This window comes from Pollutimonas nitritireducens (assembly GCF_002849615.1).
Classification (GTDB): Bacteria; Pseudomonadota; Gammaproteobacteria; order Burkholderiales; family Burkholderiaceae_B; genus Pollutimonas; species Pollutimonas nitritireducens.
The window spans coordinates 107549-125365 of the sequence record NZ_PDNV01000002.1 but is presented as its reverse complement, the minus strand read 5'-3'; the positions used below and the strand labels follow the sequence as shown (position 1 = coordinate 125365).

Annotated in this window: 15 protein-coding genes; 7 read left to right on the top strand and 8 right to left on the bottom strand. The window is 58.2% G+C overall.

Annotated elements, in window-relative coordinates; translation table 11 throughout:
* Positions 1 to 6: 6 nt before the first annotated feature.
* The 7 genes from CR155_RS02990 to CR155_RS02960 form a co-directional block, all read right to left on the bottom strand.
* A complete protein-coding gene (locus CR155_RS02990) occupies positions 7 to 405 on the bottom strand; it encodes a hypothetical protein (RefSeq protein ID WP_102068517.1) in 399 nt (132 codons plus the stop codon).
* Positions 406 to 546: 141 nt separating this feature from the next.
* Positions 547 to 1989 (bottom strand): bifunctional 2-methylcitrate dehydratase/aconitate hydratase, encoded by a 1443-nt coding sequence (locus CR155_RS02985; protein ID WP_102068516.1) that lies wholly within the window; start codon positions 1987 to 1989, stop codon positions 547 to 549.
* A gap of 36 nt (positions 1990 to 2025) precedes the next feature.
* Positions 2026 to 3216 (bottom strand): 2-methylaconitate cis-trans isomerase PrpF, encoded by a 1191-nt coding sequence (prpF, locus tag CR155_RS02980; RefSeq protein ID WP_102068515.1) that lies wholly within the window; start codon positions 3214 to 3216, stop codon positions 2026 to 2028.
* A 16-nt stretch (positions 3217 to 3232) separates the two neighbouring features.
* Positions 3233 to 5827, bottom strand: a complete 2595-nt coding sequence (gene acnD, locus CR155_RS02975; RefSeq protein WP_102068514.1) for a Fe/S-dependent 2-methylisocitrate dehydratase AcnD — start codon at positions 5825 to 5827, stop codon at positions 3233 to 3235.
* A gap of 84 nt (positions 5828 to 5911) precedes the next feature.
* Positions 5912 to 7075: a bifunctional 2-methylcitrate synthase/citrate synthase gene (gene prpC, locus CR155_RS02970; RefSeq protein WP_102068513.1), complete on the bottom strand. Its 1164-nt coding sequence runs from the start codon at positions 7073 to 7075 to the stop codon at positions 5912 to 5914.
* An 18-nt stretch (positions 7076 to 7093) separates the two neighbouring features.
* Positions 7094 to 7987: a methylisocitrate lyase gene (gene prpB / locus CR155_RS02965; protein ID WP_102068512.1), complete on the bottom strand. Its 894-nt coding sequence runs from the start codon at positions 7985 to 7987 to the stop codon at positions 7094 to 7096.
* 133 nt (positions 7988 to 8120) lie between these two features.
* A complete protein-coding gene (locus CR155_RS02960) occupies positions 8121 to 9110 on the bottom strand; it encodes a malate dehydrogenase (protein WP_102068511.1) in 990 nt (329 codons plus the stop codon).
* 293 nt (positions 9111 to 9403) lie between these two features.
* On the opposite strand from CR155_RS02960, the gene CR155_RS02955 reads away from it, so the two are divergent.
* From CR155_RS02955 to gltA, 7 genes are all read left to right on the top strand, one after another.
* Positions 9404 to 10174 (top strand): GntR family transcriptional regulator, encoded by a 771-nt coding sequence (locus CR155_RS02955; RefSeq protein ID WP_102068510.1) that lies wholly within the window; start codon positions 9404 to 9406, stop codon positions 10172 to 10174.
* Positions 10175 to 10267: 93 nt separating this feature from the next.
* Entirely contained in the window at positions 10268 to 10681 is a 414-nt protein-coding gene (gene sdhC, locus CR155_RS02950; protein ID WP_102068509.1) for a succinate dehydrogenase, cytochrome b556 subunit, read from the top strand.
* Positions 10681 to 11064 carry a succinate dehydrogenase, hydrophobic membrane anchor protein gene (sdhD, locus tag CR155_RS02945; protein WP_102068508.1) on the top strand — a complete coding sequence of 128 codons (384 nt, stop codon included), beginning with the start codon at positions 10681 to 10683 and terminating at the stop codon, positions 11062 to 11064. Before sdhC ends, sdhD begins: the two co-directional genes overlap by 1 nt.
* Before the next feature lie 3 nt (positions 11065 to 11067).
* Entirely contained in the window at positions 11068 to 12843 is a 1776-nt protein-coding gene (gene sdhA, locus CR155_RS02940; protein ID WP_102068507.1) for a succinate dehydrogenase flavoprotein subunit, read from the top strand.
* Between the two features lie 14 nt (positions 12844 to 12857).
* Positions 12858 to 13574: a succinate dehydrogenase iron-sulfur subunit gene (locus CR155_RS02935; protein ID WP_102068506.1), complete on the top strand. Its 717-nt coding sequence runs from the start codon at positions 12858 to 12860 to the stop codon at positions 13572 to 13574.
* 15 nt (positions 13575 to 13589) lie between these two features.
* Positions 13590 to 13850 carry a succinate dehydrogenase assembly factor 2 gene (locus tag CR155_RS02930; protein WP_102068505.1) on the top strand — a complete coding sequence of 87 codons (261 nt, stop codon included), beginning with the start codon at positions 13590 to 13592 and terminating at the stop codon, positions 13848 to 13850.
* A 16-nt stretch (positions 13851 to 13866) separates the two neighbouring features.
* Positions 13867 to 15174, top strand: coding sequence for a citrate synthase (gene gltA, locus CR155_RS02925; protein WP_102068504.1), 1308 nt, complete (start codon positions 13867 to 13869; stop codon positions 15172 to 15174).
* Between the two features lie 117 nt (positions 15175 to 15291).
* On the opposite strand, the gene CR155_RS02920 is transcribed toward gltA, so the two are convergent.
* Positions 15292 to 17589 carry an NADP-dependent malic enzyme gene (locus CR155_RS02920; protein ID WP_102068503.1) on the bottom strand — a complete coding sequence of 766 codons (2298 nt, stop codon included), beginning with the start codon at positions 17587 to 17589 and terminating at the stop codon, positions 15292 to 15294.
* Positions 17590 to 17817: the final 228 nt, after the last annotated feature.

Here is a 17817-nt window from a genome sequence, read left to right as displayed (position 1 = left end):
AAATGGTCAGGCTTTCATTGTAAGCAGGATCAGGGACCAGAGGACGAGCATGGCTGCGGTACCGATAAAGCAACCGGCCCATAAGCCGACGATGGGCCACTTGATCCCGATGGGCACATCGGCCGGCTCGACATGGGGAAGCAGTCTGTTCGCCTCGCCTGCAATCCAGAACGTGCTTTTGGGAAATGCCAGCCGAAGAAAGTAATCGAGAAGAATTGCTGCGCGTATCGACACTGGGTAACGTTCCCAAGGCTGGTGTTTCAGATACGGGTGGCGCAGGATTTCGTTGGTCTTTCTTAGCCTGAACAGGAGCAGGACAATGGCCGAGACAACAGAGGTCAGGGCGCATGCGACCAGTAATGTGAAGCTGAAGGGTAAGGCGTACAGGACAAAGGTTTGAAACATAGTGATAGAGGCAGTCGGGCGATGGCGAGAGGTATAAAAGAATGGAGGCTTCCGGTGGAGGCGTTGGGCTGCGGCGATTTTGAACGCAGACCGTTCAACGCCGAAGGCGCATGATACCGCCTCCCGGTGACGGCTTGGGCGTCAGATGACGTAGAGATCCACGTATTCATGGACGGGCATCGCTTCCAGTACCTTCTGGTCCAGCGACTTATCAAGGATTTGCTGCTGCTGTTTAGCAGGAAAACGGCGTGCCAGGTTGCGGCGGAACTTCTCTTCCAGCAAGGGGATGCCTTCGCGGCGACGGCGCTTGTGACCGATAGGGTATTCGCACACGATTTCGTCCAGTCTACTGCCGTCGTTGAACTCTACCGTCAGCGCATTGGCAATCGAGCGCTTGTCGGGGTCGTGGTAATCGCGAGTGAAGGCGGGGTCTTCGACGCAGAGAATCTTCTCGCGCAACGTGTCAATACGCGGATCGGCGGCAATTTCGTCCTCGTAGTCGCCAGCGGTAAGCCGGCCGAACAGCACAGGCACGGCCACCATATACTGGATGCAGTGATCACGATCCGCCGGATTGTTCAATGGCCCCTTCTTGTCGATAATGCGTATGCAAGCCTCGTGCGTGCGTATCGTGATCCTCCGGATGTCGCCATGCGACTTTCCGGCGGCAATCAACTTATGGTGGATGGCCATTGCGCATTCCACGGCTGTTTGTGAGTGGAACTCGGCCGGAAATGAGATCTTGAACAGTATATTTTCCATCACGTAGCTGCCATAGGGTCGCTGGAATGTGAAGGCCTGGCCATTGAAAAGCACGTCATAGAATCCCCAGTTTTTTGCTGACAGTACCGAGGGGTAGCCCATCTCGCCTGTCCTGGCCATCAGGCCCAGTCGCACCGCCCGGCTGGTCGCGTCGCCGGCTGCCCAGCTTTTTCGACTGCCGGTGTTGGGTGCGTGACGATAGGTGCGCAGGCTTTGGCCATCGACCCAGGCCAGCGACACAGCATTGAGGGTTTCCTCGTGCGTCAGGCCAAGCAGCTGGGACACCACTGCAGTGGAAGCGACCTTGACCAACACGACATGGTCCAGGCCGACCTTGTTGAAGGAATTCTCCAGTGCTATGCAGCCCTGGATCTCATGGGCCTTTATCATGGCAGTCAGCACGGCCTGCATGGCAAGCGGTGCCTTGCCTGCCGCCACCGCATTACGCGAGAGCCAGTCGGCGGTCGCCAGGATGCCGCCCAGATTGTCCGAAGGATGGCCCCATTCCGCGGCAAGCCAGGTGTCGTTGAAATCAAGCCACCGGATCATGGCGCCGATGTTGAATGCCGCCTGGACAGGATCCAGCTGGAACTGGGTGCCCGGCACCTTGGCACCATTGGGCACCACGGTGCCGGGTACGATAGGACCGAGCAGCTTGGTGCAGGCCGGGTACTCAAGCGCTTCAAGGCCACAACCCAGGGTATCAATCAGACACAGGCGGGCGGTTTCGTAGGCGAGTCCCGACGTGATCTGGTAGCGCTGGACATAATCGACGATGTCGACCAGAACGGGGTCCCAGCTGGGGCGATTGGCGGGTTTCATATGGCTTGGCCTCCGGAAAACGATCGTCAGGACATCTTAGAATGCGTCGCCAGGCACGCGTATCCATCCCTCCATTAGCACACGGGCGCTGCGGCTCATGAGGGCTTTGGTGACAACCCAGCCCTCATTTTCCTGGCGGGCCTGTGCGCCCACCCGCAACGTCCCTGAAGGATGGCCAAAGCGTACTGCATTGCGTTCACCGCCGCCAGCCGCGAGGCTTACCAGGGTGCCGGGTATCGCTGCTGCTGCTCCGATGGCGACGGCAGCCGTTCCCATCATGGCATGGTGCAGCTTGCCCATGGACAGGGCGCGCACCAGCAGGTCGATGTCGGCGGCATGGATCTGCTTGCCGCTGGAAGCGAGGTAGGCGGCCGGCTTGGCGACGAAAGCGACTTTCGGCGTGTGCTGGCGCTGGGCGGCTTCATCGATATGCGTGATCAGGCCCATGCGCACTGCGCCGTGAGCACGTATGGTTTCGAACTTGGCGAGCGCCTTGGGATCGCCGTTGATGGCGTCCTGCAATTCAGTACCCGTATAGCCGATGTCTTCGGCATTGACGAAAATGGTGGGAATGCCGGCATTGATCATGGTGGCCTTCAACGTGCCGATGCCCGGTACGTTCAGATCGTCGACCAAGTTGCCGGTTGGGAACATCGAGCCGCCAGCGCCGTCTTCATCGGCCGCCGGGTCCATGAACTCCAGTTGTACTTCAGCGGCGGGGAAGGTGACGCCGTCCAATTCGAAGTCGCCCGTTTCCTGCACGGCACCGTTGGTGATGGGTACCTGGGCAATAATCGTTTTGCCAATGTTTGCCTGCCAGATCCGCACCGTTGCCATGCCGTCGTGTGGAACGCGGCTGGCATCCACCAGTCCATTACTGAGCGCAAAAGGACCCACGGCGGCCGAGAGATTACCGCAGTTGCCGCTCCAGTCGATGAACGCCTTGTCGATGGAAACCTGGCCGAACAGATAGTCGACATCGTGGTCGGGTCTGCTGCTTCTGGAGAGAATGACCGTCTTGCTCGTGCTGGACGTGGCGCCACCCATTCCGTCCGTCTGCTTGCCATAGGGATCCGGGCTGCCGATCACCCGCATCAGCAGTGCGTCGCGAGCGGCGCCTGGCGCCTGCGCGGACGCGGGCAAATCCTGCAGGCGAAAGAACACGCCTTTGCTGGTACCGCCTCGCATATAGACGGCGGGAATTTTAATCTGGGGTGGATGAGCCATGAATAGTCCTTTGTGCTTAAGCAGCCGCCGTCGAATCAAGGAAGTCCTGGGCAAAACGTTGCAATACACCGCCGGCCTCGTAGATCGACAGCTCTTCCGCCGTGTCGAGACGACAGGTGACAGGTACCTCGGTGCGTTCGCCGTTCTTGCGGTTGATCACCAGGGTCAGTGTCGCAAGAGGCGTACATTCGCCGATGACGTCATAGGTTTCAGTGCCGTCGATATTGAGCGTCTTGCGATTCTGACCGGGCATGAATTCCAGCGGCAGAACGCCCATGCCGACCAGATTGGTGCGGTGGATGCGCTCGAAACCTTCGGCGACGATTGCTTCGACGCCTGCCAGGCGCACGCCCTTGGCAGCCCAGTCGCGCGATGAACCCTGACCATAATCCGCGCCGGCAACGATGATGAGCGGCTGCTTGCGCTGCATATAAGTTTCGATGGCTTCCCACATGCGCAAGACCTTGCCTTCAGGTTCGATGCGGGCCAGCGAACCTTGCTTGACCTGGCCGTTTTCCTGGACCATCTCGTTCAACAGTTTTGGATTGGCGAAGGTGGCGCGCTGGGCGGTGAGGTGGTCACCGCGGTGCGTCGCGTAAGAATTGAAGTCCTCTTCCGGCAATCCCATTTTGCTCAGGTATTCACCGGCCGCGCTGTCTGCCATGATTGCGTTCGATGGCGACAGGTGGTCGGTGGTGATGTTGTCGCCCAGCACCGCGAGGGGGCGCATGCCTTTGAGCGCGCGCTCGCCCGCCAAGGCGCCTTCCCAGTAGGGGGGGCGGCGGATATACGTGCTGGCCGGGCGCCAATCGTAGAGGGGGCTGAGCTGCTCCTGGTTATTCGCGCTGACGGCAAACATAGGCTCATAGACCTGGCGGAATTGTTCGGGTTTCACGCTGGCCGCGACGATGGCGTCGATTTCTTCGTCGGTGGGCCACAAGTCTTTAAGCGTGACTGGCTTGCCGTCTTTATCGACACCCAGCACATCTTTCTCGATGTCGAAGCGGATCGTGCCAGCGATGGCATAGGCGACCACCAATGGTGGAGATGCGAGGAAAGCCTGTTTGGCGTAGGGATGGATGCGGCCGTCGAAGTTGCGGTTGCCGGACAGGACTGCCGTCGCATACAGGTCGCGATCGATGATCTCTTGCTGGATGGCCGGGTCCAGGGCGCCGCTCATGCCGTTACAGGTAGTGCAGGCAAAACCGACGATGCCGAAGCCCAGGCTTTCCAGTTCAGGCAGAAGCTTGGCGTGCTCCAGGTATAGCTGGACCGTCTTGGAGCCAGGCGCCAGCGAAGTCTTGACCCAGGGCTTGCGGGTCAGACCGCGGGCGTTGGCGTTGCGCGCCAGCAATCCGGCGGCAATGACATTACGCGGGTTGCTGGTGTTGGTACAGCTGGTGATCGCCGCGATTATCACCGCGCCGTCGGGCATCAGGCCGGGTTCGTTTTCCACCGTGCCTGAAATGCCGCGAGCCGCGAGTTCGGAAGTCGGTACGCGGCGATGCGGGTTAGAGGGTCCGGCGATATTGCGCACGACAGTCGACAGGTCGAATTTGAGGACGCGTTCGTATTCGGCATTCTTGAGGCTGTCGGCCCAGAGGCCTGCCTGCCTGGCGTAGATTTCCACCAGCTTGACCTGCTCGTCGTCGCGCCCGGTGAGTTTCAGATAATCGATGGTTTGCTGGTCGATGTAGAACATCGCGGCGGTGGCGCCGTATTCGGGCGTCATGTTCGAGATCGTGGCGCGGTCGCCCAGCGTCAGGCGCGAAGCGCCTTCGCCGTAAAATTCCAGGTACGACGATACGACTTTTTCGTTGCGCAGGAATTCCGTCAGCGCCAATACCAGGTCGGTAGCGGTGGAGCCGGGGCGCAGGGTTCCCGTCAGTTCGACGCCGATGATGTCGGGCAGCCGCATCCACGATGCGCGACCAAGCATTACGCTTTCCGCTTCAAGACCGCCGACGCCTATGGCGATCACGCCCAGCGCGTCGACGTGGGGCGTGTGACTGTCCGTCCCGACCAGGGTGTCCGGATAGGCAACGCCGTCGCGAGCATGCACGACCGGCGACATGCGTTCGAGGTTGATCTGGTGCATGATGCCGTTTCCTGGCGGAATTACGTCGACATTCTTGAATGTTTTCTTGGTCCAGTTGATAAAATGAAAGCGGTCATCATTGCGGCGATCTTCGATGGCCCGATTCTTGCCAAAGGCGTCTTTATCGAACCCGCCATACTCGACGGCCAGCGAGTGGTCGACGATCAGTTGTGTCGGCACGACGGGATTGACCAGGGACGGATCGCCGCCTTTGGCGGCAATGGCATCGCGCAAACCGGCCAGGTCGACCAGCGCCGTCTGACCCAGGATGTCATGGCAAACCACACGTGCCGGAAACCACGGGAAGTCCAGGTCGCGCTTGCGTTCGATAAGCTGTTTCAGCGAAGCAGTCAGCGTAGCGGGGTCGCAGCGACGCACCAGGTTTTCGGCCAATACGCGCGACGTATACGGCAGTTTCTGGTAGGCGCCGGGCTGGATGGTATCGACAACCGTTTGTACGTCGAAGTAGTCGAGGTTCGTGCCGGGCAGGGGTTTGCGGTTTGCAGTGTTCATGGCATCCGGAAGTTGAGATGTGATGTCCAGGGGTGGTGCGGGCAGGCAACGGCCGGGCACGCGCCCGGCCGTTGCCTATCGCGGTCAGCGCTTGGCGAGCGGTACGAAGGTCTGATCTTCCGGCCCTATGTAGTTGGCGGTAGGGCGGATGATCTTGTTGTCGGCACGTTGTTCAAGAATGTGCGCGGACCAACCGGCCGTCCGGGCAATCACGAACAGCGGTGTGAACATGGCCGTAGGCACGCCCATCATGTGATAAGAGACGGCCGAGAACCAGTCCAGGTTGGGGAACATTTTCTTGGCGTCCCACATGACGGTTTCCAATCGCTCGGCAATGTCGAACATTTTCAGGTTGCCTTGCTTCTTGGACAACTTGCGCGCCACTTCCTTGATGACCTTGTTGCGCGGGTCGGACACGGTATATACGGGATGACCGAAGCCGATGATGACTTCCTTGCTCTCGACGCGGCGGCGGATGTCGGCCTCGGCCTCATCCGGTGAGTCGTAACGTTTTTGCACTTCGAAGGCTACTTCATTCGCGCCGCCGTGCTTGGGGCCGCGCAATGCGCCAATACCACCCGCAATAGCGGAATACATGTCCGAACCCGTGCCTGCAATGACCCGGCTGGCAAAGGTCGATGCATTGAATTCGTGCTCGGCATACAGATTCAGTGAAGTATGCATGGCCCGTACCCATTCTTCGCTGGGTTCAGTGCCGTGCAGCAGGTGCAGGAAATGGCCCCCGATGCTGTCATCATCGGTGTGTACATCGATGAAGCGACCATTATGGCTGAAGTGATACCAATACAGCAGGGCCGAGCCCAGATTCGCGATCAGCCGGTCTGCGATGTCGCGCGCGTCGGGGATGTTGTGGTCGTCCTTTTCGGGCAGGACGCAACCGAGCACCGATACGGCCGTGCGCATCACGTCCATGGGATGGCTTGCGGCCGGCAGGGCTTCCAGTGCGCTTTGCAAGGCGGCTGGCAATCCACGCAGACCGCGCAGTTTTTCTTTGTAAGCCTTGAGTTCGGCTTTGGTAGGCAATTTACCGTGTATCAGCAAGTGAGCCACTTCTTCGAATTCGCAGGTTTCAGCAATATCGAGAATGTCATAGCCCCGGTAATGTAGGTCGTTGCCGCTGCGTCCCACAGTGCACAGTGCCGTATTGCCGGCGACGACACCCGAGAGGGCAACGGACTTCTTGGGCTTGGGGCCGGGCTTGTTATCTTTGACTTCGTTTGTAGCCATGTCTCAACTCCTGGAAGGTTATTTCGATTTGCCTTGCTGAAATAGTGCGTCAAGGCGGGATTCAAACTCGTGATAGCCAATGCGGTCGTAGAGTTCTTCGCGGGTTTGCATCAGGTCGATGACATTCTTCTGATGGCCATCCTTGCGTATTGCCGTGTAGACCGATTCGGCCGCCTTGTTCATGGCGCGGAATGCTGAAAGCGGGTACAGCACCATGCCCACCCCGGCTCCGGCTAGCTCGTCGACGGTGAATAGCGGGGTCTGGCCGAACTCGGTGATGTTGGCCAGGACCGGTACGTTCAATGCCCTGGAAAACCGCTCATAAGTGGCGAGATCGTAGGAAGCTTCGGCGAAAATGGCGTCTGCGCCGGCCTCGACGCAGGCCACGGCACGTTCCAGTGCCGCGTCCACACCGTTGACGGCAATGGCATCAGTCCGTGCAATGATGAAGAAATCGCTGTCCGTACGCGCGTCGACGGCGGCCTTGACCCTATCGGCCATTTCCTGTGTCGTGACGATTTCCTTGCCGGGCCGGTGACCGCAACGTTTCGCACCCACCTGGTCTTCGATATGGCAGGCGGCCGCGCCAAACTTGATCAAACTTTTTACGGTACGCCCGATGTTGAAGGCGGACGGTCCGAAACCGGTGTCAATGTCGACCAGGAGGGGTACGTCGCATACATCGGTGATGCGTCGCACGTCGGTCAGGACGTCATCCAGTGTGTTGATGCCCAGATCGGGCAGGCCCAGAGAGCCGGCAGCGACCCCGCCACCGGAAAGGTAGATGGCCCGATAGCCGGCGCGCTTGGCCAGCAAGGCGTGATTGGCGTTGATGGCGCCAATGATCTGCAATGGCTGTTCTTCTTTTAATGCCTGGCGGAACAGGGCGCCGGGCGAGGCGGGTCGGGTCATCGAGAGCTCCGGGAATGGCTGCGTGAGCCTGGATTGATAGAATAGGTTGCCGTCGACGTGCGCACAAGCTGCGAATATGTCGCACATATCGAAGACAAGGCACGGAATACCCGGCCTCGTCTTACGGGCATTGTTACTTCAACAGGTCCTGCACGCCTTCACGCTCTTCGAGCAGTTCACTCAACGTGAAATCCATGCGCTCGCGCGAGAAGGTATCGATTTCCAGCCCTTCGACACGCGTATATTCGCCATTGGTCGTGGTGACTGGTACGCCGTAGATGATGCCTTCCGGGATACCGTAGGATCCGTCGGAAGGAACGCCCATGGTGACCCACTTGCCATTCGAGCCCAGCACCCAGTCACGGATATGGTCGATGGCCGCATTGGCAGCCGACGCAGCCGATGACAGGCCACGTGCTTCAATGATGGCGCCGCCGCGTTTTCCTACGGTCGGAATGAATGTGTCGCGGTTCCAGGCTTCGTCGTTTATGATGCCTTGCAGGCTTTCGCCCCCGACCGTTGCGAACCGGGTATCGGGATACATGGTGGGCGAGTGGTTGCCCCAGACGATGAGCTTTTCGATGTCCGCGACCGGCTTGCCGGACTTGGCGGCGAGTTGTGACAGTGCGCGATTGTGATCCAAGCGCAGCATGGCGGTGAAGTTCTTGGCGGGAAGATCTGGCGCCGACTTCATGGCAATATAGGCGTTAGTATTGGCAGGGTTGCCCACAACCAGGACTTTCACATTACGGCTGGCGACGTCGTTCAGTGCCTTGCCTTGAGCCGTGAAAATTTGAGCATTGACGTGCAGCAGGTCTTTGCGTTCCATGCCGGGTCCCCGGGGGCGAGCGCCGACCAGCAGGGCGACGTCGACATCCTTGAATGCATCACGGGCGTCGCTGTGCGCGCTCATGCCTGCCAATAGGGGGAAGGCGCAGTCGTCGAGTTCCATCATGACGCCCTTGAGCGCCTTCTGGGCTTTTTCATCCGGGATTTCAAGCAGCTGGAGAATGACGGGCTGGTCTTTGCCGAGCATTTCGCCCGAGGCGATACGGAATAGCAAGGCGTAACCGATTTGGCCGGCAGCGCCGGTGACGGCGACACGCATGGCGGGTTTGGACATGAACAATCTCCCGTAGGTAGTAGGAATGAGTGGGTACGGACTGTGACAGTGTAGTGCTTTCGGGTGCCTATACGCGAGGCACGAAACGCACGGCGTGCGGGCCCGGCAAGCGCCGGCGCCCACGCAACGGTAGCACGCTAGATTAGCCAAAAACGATGGACGCGTCAATTGTCTTATATCTTATATAAGACACAAGAGTGTTAGACATAAAGCGTCAAGCGTGCGAAAATGCCGGGTGTCCGATGAATGTTTTCGACACGTCGCCAATTCTTACGAAAAACTGACTTTGCCTTATGTCCACTAGTCCTCCCACTGATCAAGCCTCGGACGCTGGTCGCTCTTCAAACAGCGCGGCCTTCAGCCCCTTGTATCAGCAAATCAAGGGCTTGTTGCTGCAAAGTCTGGACCGCGGCGAATGGAAGCCCGGCGAGGCCATACCCAGCGAGCTCGAACTCGCGGGCCGCTTCCAGGTCAGCCAGGGCACCGTGCGCAAAGCCATCGATGAACTTGCCGCCGAGAACCTGCTTATCCGACGTCAAGGCAAGGGCACCTTCGTGGCCACGCACCACGAAGCCAAGGTCCGGTTTAGGTTCCTCAGGCTCACGCCCGACGATGCAAAGCAGTCGCTTTCCGGCAGCCAGGTGCTGGAATGCCGCCGGGTCAAGGCGCCCGCCGATATCGCGGCGCTGCTCGATCTGCGCACCGCCGACATGGTGGTCAATATCCGGCGATTGCTGTCGTTCGACCAAATCCCGACCATACTTGATGACATCTGGTTGCCAGGTTCCGTGTTCCGCGGGCTTACGGCCGACTCACTAGGCCGCTACCGCGGTCCCCTCTATGCGCTTTTCGAATCCGAGTTCGGCGTGAGCATGGTGCGGGCTGAAGAAAAAATCCGGGCTGTCCCGGCTACTCATGACCAGGCGGAACTGCTCCAGGTCGCCGCCGGAAGTCCGGTGCTGCAAGTGGAGCGTGTGTCTTATACCTATGGGGATCGACCCATGGAGGTGCGCAGGGGAGTGTATGTAACTGAACGATTCCATTACAAGAACAGTTTGAATTGATTACTTTTTTTTGCGCCATTTGGTGGACAGCCTCCAAATAGGCGAAAATACCGCAGCTCTTTGCAAAATTAATTGTTATAACTCGAGGCCGTCATGTCCGATTCAGCTTCAAAGCCACGTCCGCAGTTTCGCAACCTAAGCATTCCGCAGATCATGAGCTATCGCCTGCCGCTGGCAGGAAAAACGTCGATTCTGCACCGCATCAGCGGCGCATTGTTGTTCGTCTGTCTACCGTTGGTCATCCTGCCGCTGTTCGCGCTCAGCGTGACATCTCCTGAAAGCTACGCAAGCATCCAGTCGTGGGTGGCCAATCCATTGTGCAAGCTGGTACTGCTGGCGCTCATTTGGGGCTACCTGCACCACTTCTGTGCCGGCATCCGCTACCTGGTGCTCGACCTGCATATTGCCAACGACAAGCATTCCGCCCAGAAAACCGCGGGAGTCGTCCTGGGAGTCAGCCTGGCGCTGACCATCGTCTTTGGTCTTAAACTGTTTGGGGTGTGGTGATGGCAACTCAAGAACGTCTTGGCACGAAACGCCTCGTTGTCGGTGCTCATTACGGCACCATGGATTTCATCGTTCAGCGCGTAACGGCCATCATTATGGCCATCTATACGCTGGTGCTTTTTCTCGGAATTATTTTTACGTCGGAAATGAATTTCGAAAACTGGCGCCACCTTTTCACCTTTGCATGGTTCGGGCTGCCTGTCGGCTCCTTGCTGGCCACGCTGGCGTTCCTGTCGCTGGCCTGGCATGCATGGATAGGCGTGCGCGACATCTGGATGGACTATGTCCGCTCGGCAGGCCTGCGCTTGTTCCTGCAAACCTTGACCATTTTGTGGTTGGTCGGCGCTGTCGTTTTCTTCGCAAAAATTCTCTGGAGCTTATAAGCCGTGGCTGCTGTCAAAAATTCCATACCACGCCGCCAATTTGATGTGGTGGTCGTAGGCGCCGGCGGAGCCGGTATGCGTTGCTCCTTGCAACTGGCTCAGGCGGGCTTGTCCGTCGCGGTTCTGTCAAAAGTGTTCCCGACGCGTTCGCATACCGTGGCCGCCCAGGGCGGTGTCAGTGCCTCGCTGGGCAACATGAGCGAAGATAGTTGGTACTGGCATATGTACGATACCGTTAAGGGTTCCGACTGGCTTGGCGACCAGGACGCTATCGAATTCATGTGTCGCGAAGCGCCCAATGCCGTCTACGAACTCGAACACTTCGGCATGCCGTTCGACCGTAATCCCGATGGCACCATCTATCAACGGCCTTTTGGCGGCCATACCGCCAATTTCGGCGAGAAGCCCGTGCAGCGAGCCTGTGCCGCAGCCGACCGCACCGGACATGCCATGCTGCACACGCTGTATCAGCGTAACGTGGCCGCCCGCACACAGTTCTTCGTCGAATGGATGGCGCTCGATCTCTTGCGCAACGATGCGGGCGATGTCCTGGGCGTCACCGCCCTGGAAATGGAAACCGGTGAAATCTACGTGCTGGAAGCCAAGCAGACGGTGCTGGCCACCGGCGGGGCGGGGCGTATCTGGGCCGCTTCCACCAACGCCTTCATCAACACGGGCGATGGCCTGGGCATGGCGGCACGTGCGGGCTTCCCTTTGCAAGACATGGAGTTCTGGCAGTTCCATCCCACCGGCGTTGCTGGCGCTGGCGTGTTGATCACCGAAGGCGTGCGCGGCGAAGGCGGCATCCTCTTGAATAAAGACGGTGAACGCTTCATGGAACGCTATGCTCCCACGCTGAAAGACCTGGCCCCGCGTGACTTCGTTTCGCGCTCCATGGACCAGGAAATCAAGGAAGGCCGCGGCTGCGGAGACGGCAGCTATGTGGTGCTCAAGCTCGATCACCTGGGCGCCGAAACGATCCAGAAACGCCTGCCCTCCATTCGCGAAATCGCCATCAAATTTGCGAACGTCGATCCCATCAAGGACCCGATTCCCGTGGTGCCCACCATCCATTATCAAATGGGCGGTATCCCCACAAACATCTACGGCCAGGTCGTCAGCGTTGCCAATGGCCAGACTACAACCGTCAATGGCTTGTATGCCATCGGGGAATGCGCCGCCACATCGGTGCACGGCGCCAACCGCCTGGGCACAAATTCCCTGCTGGACCTGATTGTGTTCGGACGCTCTGCCGGCAATCATATCGTGGAGTCACATCCCGAACGCCAGCACGCGCACCAATCCATACCCGAGTCCGCCATCGATTTCTCCCTCGACCGCGTCAATAAGCTCGAAACACGTACCGATGGCGAGAAAACGTCCGATGTCGGCAATGCGATTCGTGTAGCCATGCAGCATCATTGCGGCGTGTTCCGCACGCTCGATCTGCTTAACAAGGGCGTGGATGCCATTGAAAGCCTCGCTCCCCAGGTGGACAGCCTCTATTTCAAAGATAAGTCCAAGGTGTTCAATACCGCACGCATCGAAGCGCTCGAGGTGACCAACATGATCGAGGTGGCCCGTGCCACGACGAAGTCGGCCGCCAATCGTACGGAAAGCCGTGGAGCGCACGCGCTGAATGATCACCCGGACCGCGACGACGTGAATTGGTTGCGCCATACAATGTGGTTCTCGGAAGGCAGCCGTCTCGACTACAAGCCGGTTCAAATGAAACCGCTTACCGTTGAAAGCTTCCCGCCCAAATCGCGGACCTTCTAAGCAGGATATCAAAAATGAGTCAAAAACGTACTGTCAAGTTTGAAATCTATCGCTACGATCCCGACAAGGACGAGCGGCCCTATATGCAAAAGCTCGAAGTCGAGCTGCAGCCCACCGACAAGATGTTGCTCGATGCCATCATTCGCATCAAGAGCGATGTGGACGACAGTCTCGCCATCCGCCGTTCGTGCCGTGAAGGCGTATGCGGCTCCGATGCGATGAACATCAACGGCAAGAACGGGCTCGCGTGTACCACCAACCTGCTCGAACTCAAAGAACCCATCGTTCTGAAGCCCTTGCCCGGTCTGCCCGTCGTGCGTGACCTCATCGTCGACATGACCCATTTCTTCAACCAGTACCATTCGATCAAGCCTTTCCTGATCAATGATCAGCCGCCGCCAGAGAAAGAGCGTCTGCAGACCCCTGAAGCGCGAGACGAACTCAACGGCCTGTACGAATGCATTCTGTGTGCTTGCTGTTCCACCGCATGCCCCTCGTTCTGGTGGAATCCCGACAAATTCGTGGGTCCTGCCGGCCTGCTGCAGGCTTACCGCTTTATCGTGGACAGCCGCGATGAAGCCACGGGCGAGCGTCTGGACAACCTGGAAGATCCTTATCGTCTGTTCCGTTGCCACACGATCATGAACTGTGCCGACGTCTGTCCCAAGGGTTTGAATCCATCGGCGGCTATTGGCAAGATCAAGGAACTCCTGGTGCGCCGCACTATATAAAGCTTAGGATCATTGATGAGAAAGTTGTCAGAACTGGAGCGTGCCCGCCTGAGGTGGCGCGCTCGGCGGGGCTTGCTGGAAAATGACCTGATCATCACCCGGTTTTTAGATCAATACGAAACAGAGTTGACCGATTCCGACGTGTCTGCCCTGACCCTGCTGTTCGAGATGGACGACAACGAATTGCTTGATGTATTGCTGGACCGCGTAAAGTTGGACGGGGTATATGCCACGCCCGATATTCTTCGCCTGGTCACGCAAATGCAGAAGCTTTAATTTTAAGGAAAATGTGATGCAATTGTCAGACAACAAAGCCACACTATCGTTCTCCGATGGTAGTGCGCCGATTGAATTTCCGGTGTACCAAGGTACAGTCGGTCCAGATGTAATCGATATTCGCAAGCTGTATGGCCAAACTGGCATGTTCACCTACGATCCCGGCTTTCTGTCGACGGCATCCTGCGAATCGGGCATCACCTATATCGACGGCGATAAGGGCCAGCTTTTGTACCGTGGCTACCCCATCGACCAACTTGCCGAAAGCTGCAATTTTCTCGATATCTGCTATTTGATCCTGAACGGCGACCTGCCCAACGAAACGGAAAAGACCGAGTTCGATTCGCTAGTCACCCATCACACGATGGTCAATGAACAGCTGCACTTCTTCCTGCGCGGCTTCCGTCGCGATGCGCATCCCATGGCAGTGTTGACTGGCCTCGTGGGTGCCTTATCGGCTTTCTATCACGACTCCACCGACATCACCAATCCGCATCATCGGCATGTGTCGGCCATCCGTCTTATCGCCAAGATGCCCACGCTTGTGGCCATGGCCTACAAGTACTCGCAGGGCCAGCCGTTCATCTATCCGCAGAACGATTTGTCTTACACAGGCAATTTCCTGCGCATGATGTTCGCGACACCGTGCGAAGAGTACAAGGTCAATGAGGTTGTCGAACGCGCGCTGGACCGCATTTTCATACTCCACGCCGATCACGAGCAGAACGCTTCCACCTCCACGGTTCGCCTTTGCGGATCGTCGGGCACCAATCCTTTTGCGGCCATCGCCGCAGGCGTAGGTTGCCTGTGGGGTCCGGCCCATGGTGGCGCCAACGAGGCATGCTTGCAAATGCTGGAAGAACTGCAAGCCAATGGCGGCATTGCCAAGGTCGGTGAGTTCATGGAGAAGGTCAAGGACAAGAACTCGGGCGTACGCCTGATGGGCTTCGGTCACCGCGTCTACAAGAACTATGATCCGCGCGCCAAGCTCATGCAGGAAACCTGCAAGGAAGTGCTGGCCGCACTGGGCCTGGAAAACGATCCACTGTTCAAGCTTGCCATGGAGCTCGAGCGCATCGCGCTGGAAGATCCATACTTCGTGGAACGCAAGCTCTACCCGAACGTCGACTTCTATTCGGGTATCGTGCAGCGCGCCATCGGTATACCAACTTCCCTGTTCACCGCCATCTTCGCGTTGGCTCGTACGGTGGGCTGGATAGCCCAGTGGAGTGAAATGCTGTCCGATCCCGATTACAAGATCGGCCGTCCGCGCCAGTTGTACACGGGCTCTATACCGCGCGACATACCGTCCAGCCGCAAGTAGCCGACTGGATCGGTAAGGACGCCTTGCACGGTTTGTGCAAGGCGTCTTTTTTTGCGCCTCAGTTATGGCGAGCTGATATCTGGCATATCGGCAGGACCGAACGATCCTGCCGCCTGTTTACAGCTGGACCTGACCGGCCTCCTGTTGCGCATCGACGACGGCAAGGGCTGTCATGTTCACGATACGGCGCACGGTGGAGCTGGTCGTCAATATATGCACAGGGCGTGCCGCGCCCAACAATACCGGCCCCATAGCGACCCCGTTGCTACCTGTCATCTTGAGCATGTTGTACGTGATGTTGCCCGTATCCAGATTGGGCATGATCAGCAGGTTGGCGGGACCCTTTAAGGTCGAATCGGGGAAGGCCTTCAGGCGTATCGTTTCCGAAAGTGCCGAGTCGGCGTGCATTTCGCCGTCGACTTCCAGCGTGGGCGCCCGCTCGGAGATAAGCCGGCGCGCCTCGGCCATTTTTCGGGAAGATTCGGTGGATCTGCTGCCGAAGTTGGAATGCGATAGCAGGGCGACTTTCGGGATGACGCCGAAACGCAGGATCTCGTCGGCGGCCTGGATGGTCATGTCGGCGATTTGTTCGGCACTTGGGTTTTCGTTCACATGAGTATCGCAGATGAACAGTGTCTGCGTCGGGAGCATCAGAACGTTCATCGCGGCAAATGTCTGGGCGCCGGGCTTCAGTCCTATGACTTCCTGGACATACTTCAATTGATTGTCGAATCGGCTCGCGACGCCGCAGATCATGGCGTCGGCATCGCCGCGCTGAAGCAACATGACGGCGATCAATGAATTGTGCTTGCGCACCATGGCCTTCGCGATATCGGGAGTGACGCCATCACGACCCATCAATTTGTAATAGGCGGACCACGTCTCGTGAAATCGCTCATCGTCTTCAGGATTCACAATTTCTACATCGCGGCCGGCCTCCAGGCGCAGGCCGAATTTCTTGATGCGCATCTCGATCACAGCCGGGCGACCTACGAGGATGGGATGGGCGAACTTTTCGTCGACCACGGTTTGTGCCGCCCGCAATACCCGTTCGTCTTCGCCATCCGCATAGATCACCCTTTTCGGAGCATTCTTTGCTTGCATGAAGAGCGGTCGCATAAGCTGGCCTGTGTGGTACACCAGGCTCATCAGCTTTTGCCGATAGGCTTCCAGGTCTTCGATAGGCCGCCTGGCGACGCCCGACGCCATGGCTGCTTCGGCCACGGCTGGAGCTATCTTCACGATAAGGCGTGGGTCGAACGGCTTGGGTATGATGTAATCTGGTCCGAACGCCAATTCCTGGCCGGCGTAGGCGATGGCAACTTCATCGTTCTGCTCGGCCTCGGCCAGTTCGGCGATGGCCTTGACGCATGCCAGCTTCATTTCTTCGTTGATCACCGTGGCGCCCACATCCAGCGCGCCCCGGAAGATGAAAGGAAAACATAATACGTTGTTGACCTGGTTGGGATAGTCGGAACGGCCGGTCGCAATAATGCAGTCCGGGCGCGCGGCCTTGGCCACTTCCGGCCTGATTTCGGGCTCGGGATTGGCCAAGGCAAGGATTAGCGGACGGGGGGCCATGGTCTTGACCATGTCGGCAGTCAGCACACCCGGCGCCGAACAGCCCAGGAATACGTCAGCGTCGTTGCAGGCGTCGGCCAGGGTTCGCGCGTCGGTTTCCTGGGCGTAGCGCGCTTTGTTGGGTTCCATGTTTTCGTCGCGGCCGGTCCAGATGACGCCGCGCGAATCGACCACGTAGATATTGGAACGCTGTATGCCCAAGTGCACCAGAAGGTTCAGGCACGCAATGGCGGCGGCGCCGGCGCCCGAGCATACCAGCTTCACTTCTGCAATTTTCTTGTTGACGACCTTCAGCCCATTGATAATGGCGGCCGAAGAGATGATGGCCGTACCGTGCTGGTCGTCGTGGAAGACCGGGATCTTCATGCGTTCGCGAAGTTTCTTCTCGATATAGAAGCATTCGGGCGCCTTGATGTCCTCCAGATTGACGCCTCCCAGCGTGGGTTCGAGGGCGGCAATGATGTCGACCAGCTTGTCGGGGTCGGTCTCATCGAGTTCGATGTCGAACACATCGATGCCGGCAAATTTCCGGAACAGACACCCTTTGCCTTCCATGACTGGCTTTGCGGCCAGCGGGCCGATATTGCCCAGGCCCAATACGGCGGTCCCATTGGTGATTACACCAACAAGGTTCGAACGCGAGGTGTATTTGGCCGCCGCGTCTTCGCCCTGGGCATGAATGTTCATGCATGCAAATGCGACGCCCGGCGAGTATGCCAGCGACAAGTCATCCTGATTGGCCAGGGGCTTGGTGGGCATGACGGAGATCTTGCCCGGGGTCGGATAAGCGTGGTAGTCGAGGGCGAGTTTTTCAAGGTCGGAATTGGCATCCATGTGTTGGAACTCCTGAGTCGCGAAGAGAGAAAATAAACCTCAAGTGTAGTGCCATCGTGAATCCATTGTCCGTCCGATTTCAATCGCGGAACACGCAAGAAATGTGCCGACCCGCCGAGTAAGTGAACCGGGGTGTTTGTTAATGCCAACGCTTTGGCGGTTTTGCCTTGCATTTGCCTTGCATTTGTCTGGCTTTGGGTTGTCCGCGGTTGCCCGGAAGGTATACTA

Bases quoted from the DNA above. Each gene is read 5' to 3' on its own strand.
- CR155_RS02930 (WP_102068505.1), top strand. From the start codon at position 13,590: ATGAGAAAGTTGTCAGAACTGGAGCGTGCCCGCCTGAGGTGGCGCGCT.
- CR155_RS02955 (WP_102068510.1), top strand. From the start codon at position 9,404: ATGTCCACTAGTCCTCCCACTGATCAAGCCTCGGACGCTGGTCGCTCT.
- CR155_RS02935 (WP_102068506.1), top strand. From the start codon at position 12,858: ATGAGTCAAAAACGTACTGTCAAGTTTGAAATCTATCGCTACGATCCC.
- acnD (WP_102068514.1), bottom strand. From the start codon at position 5,827: ATGAACACTGCAAACCGCAAACCCCTGCCCGGCACGAACCTCGACTAC.
- CR155_RS02985 (WP_102068516.1), bottom strand. From the start codon at position 1,989: ATGAAACCCGCCAATCGCCCCAGCTGGGACCCCGTTCTGGTCGACATC.
- sdhC (WP_102068509.1), top strand. From the start codon at position 10,268: ATGTCCGATTCAGCTTCAAAGCCACGTCCGCAGTTTCGCAACCTAAGC.
- prpC (WP_102068513.1), bottom strand. From the start codon at position 7,075: ATGGCTACAAACGAAGTCAAAGATAACAAGCCCGGCCCCAAGCCCAAG.
- CR155_RS02920 (WP_102068503.1), bottom strand. From the start codon at position 17,589: ATGGATGCCAATTCCGACCTTGAAAAACTCGCCCTCGACTACCACGCT.
- gltA (WP_102068504.1), top strand. From the start codon at position 13,867: ATGCAATTGTCAGACAACAAAGCCACACTATCGTTCTCCGATGGTAGT.
- CR155_RS02960 (WP_102068511.1), bottom strand. From the start codon at position 9,110: ATGTCCAAACCCGCCATGCGTGTCGCCGTCACCGGCGCTGCCGGCCAA.
- prpB (WP_102068512.1), bottom strand. From the start codon at position 7,987: ATGACCCGACCCGCCTCGCCCGGCGCCCTGTTCCGCCAGGCATTAAAA.
- prpF (WP_102068515.1), bottom strand. From the start codon at position 3,216: ATGGCTCATCCACCCCAGATTAAAATTCCCGCCGTCTATATGCGAGGC.
- sdhD (WP_102068508.1), top strand. From the start codon at position 10,681: ATGGCAACTCAAGAACGTCTTGGCACGAAACGCCTCGTTGTCGGTGCT.
- CR155_RS02990 (WP_102068517.1), bottom strand. From the start codon at position 405: ATGTTTCAAACCTTTGTCCTGTACGCCTTACCCTTCAGCTTCACATTA.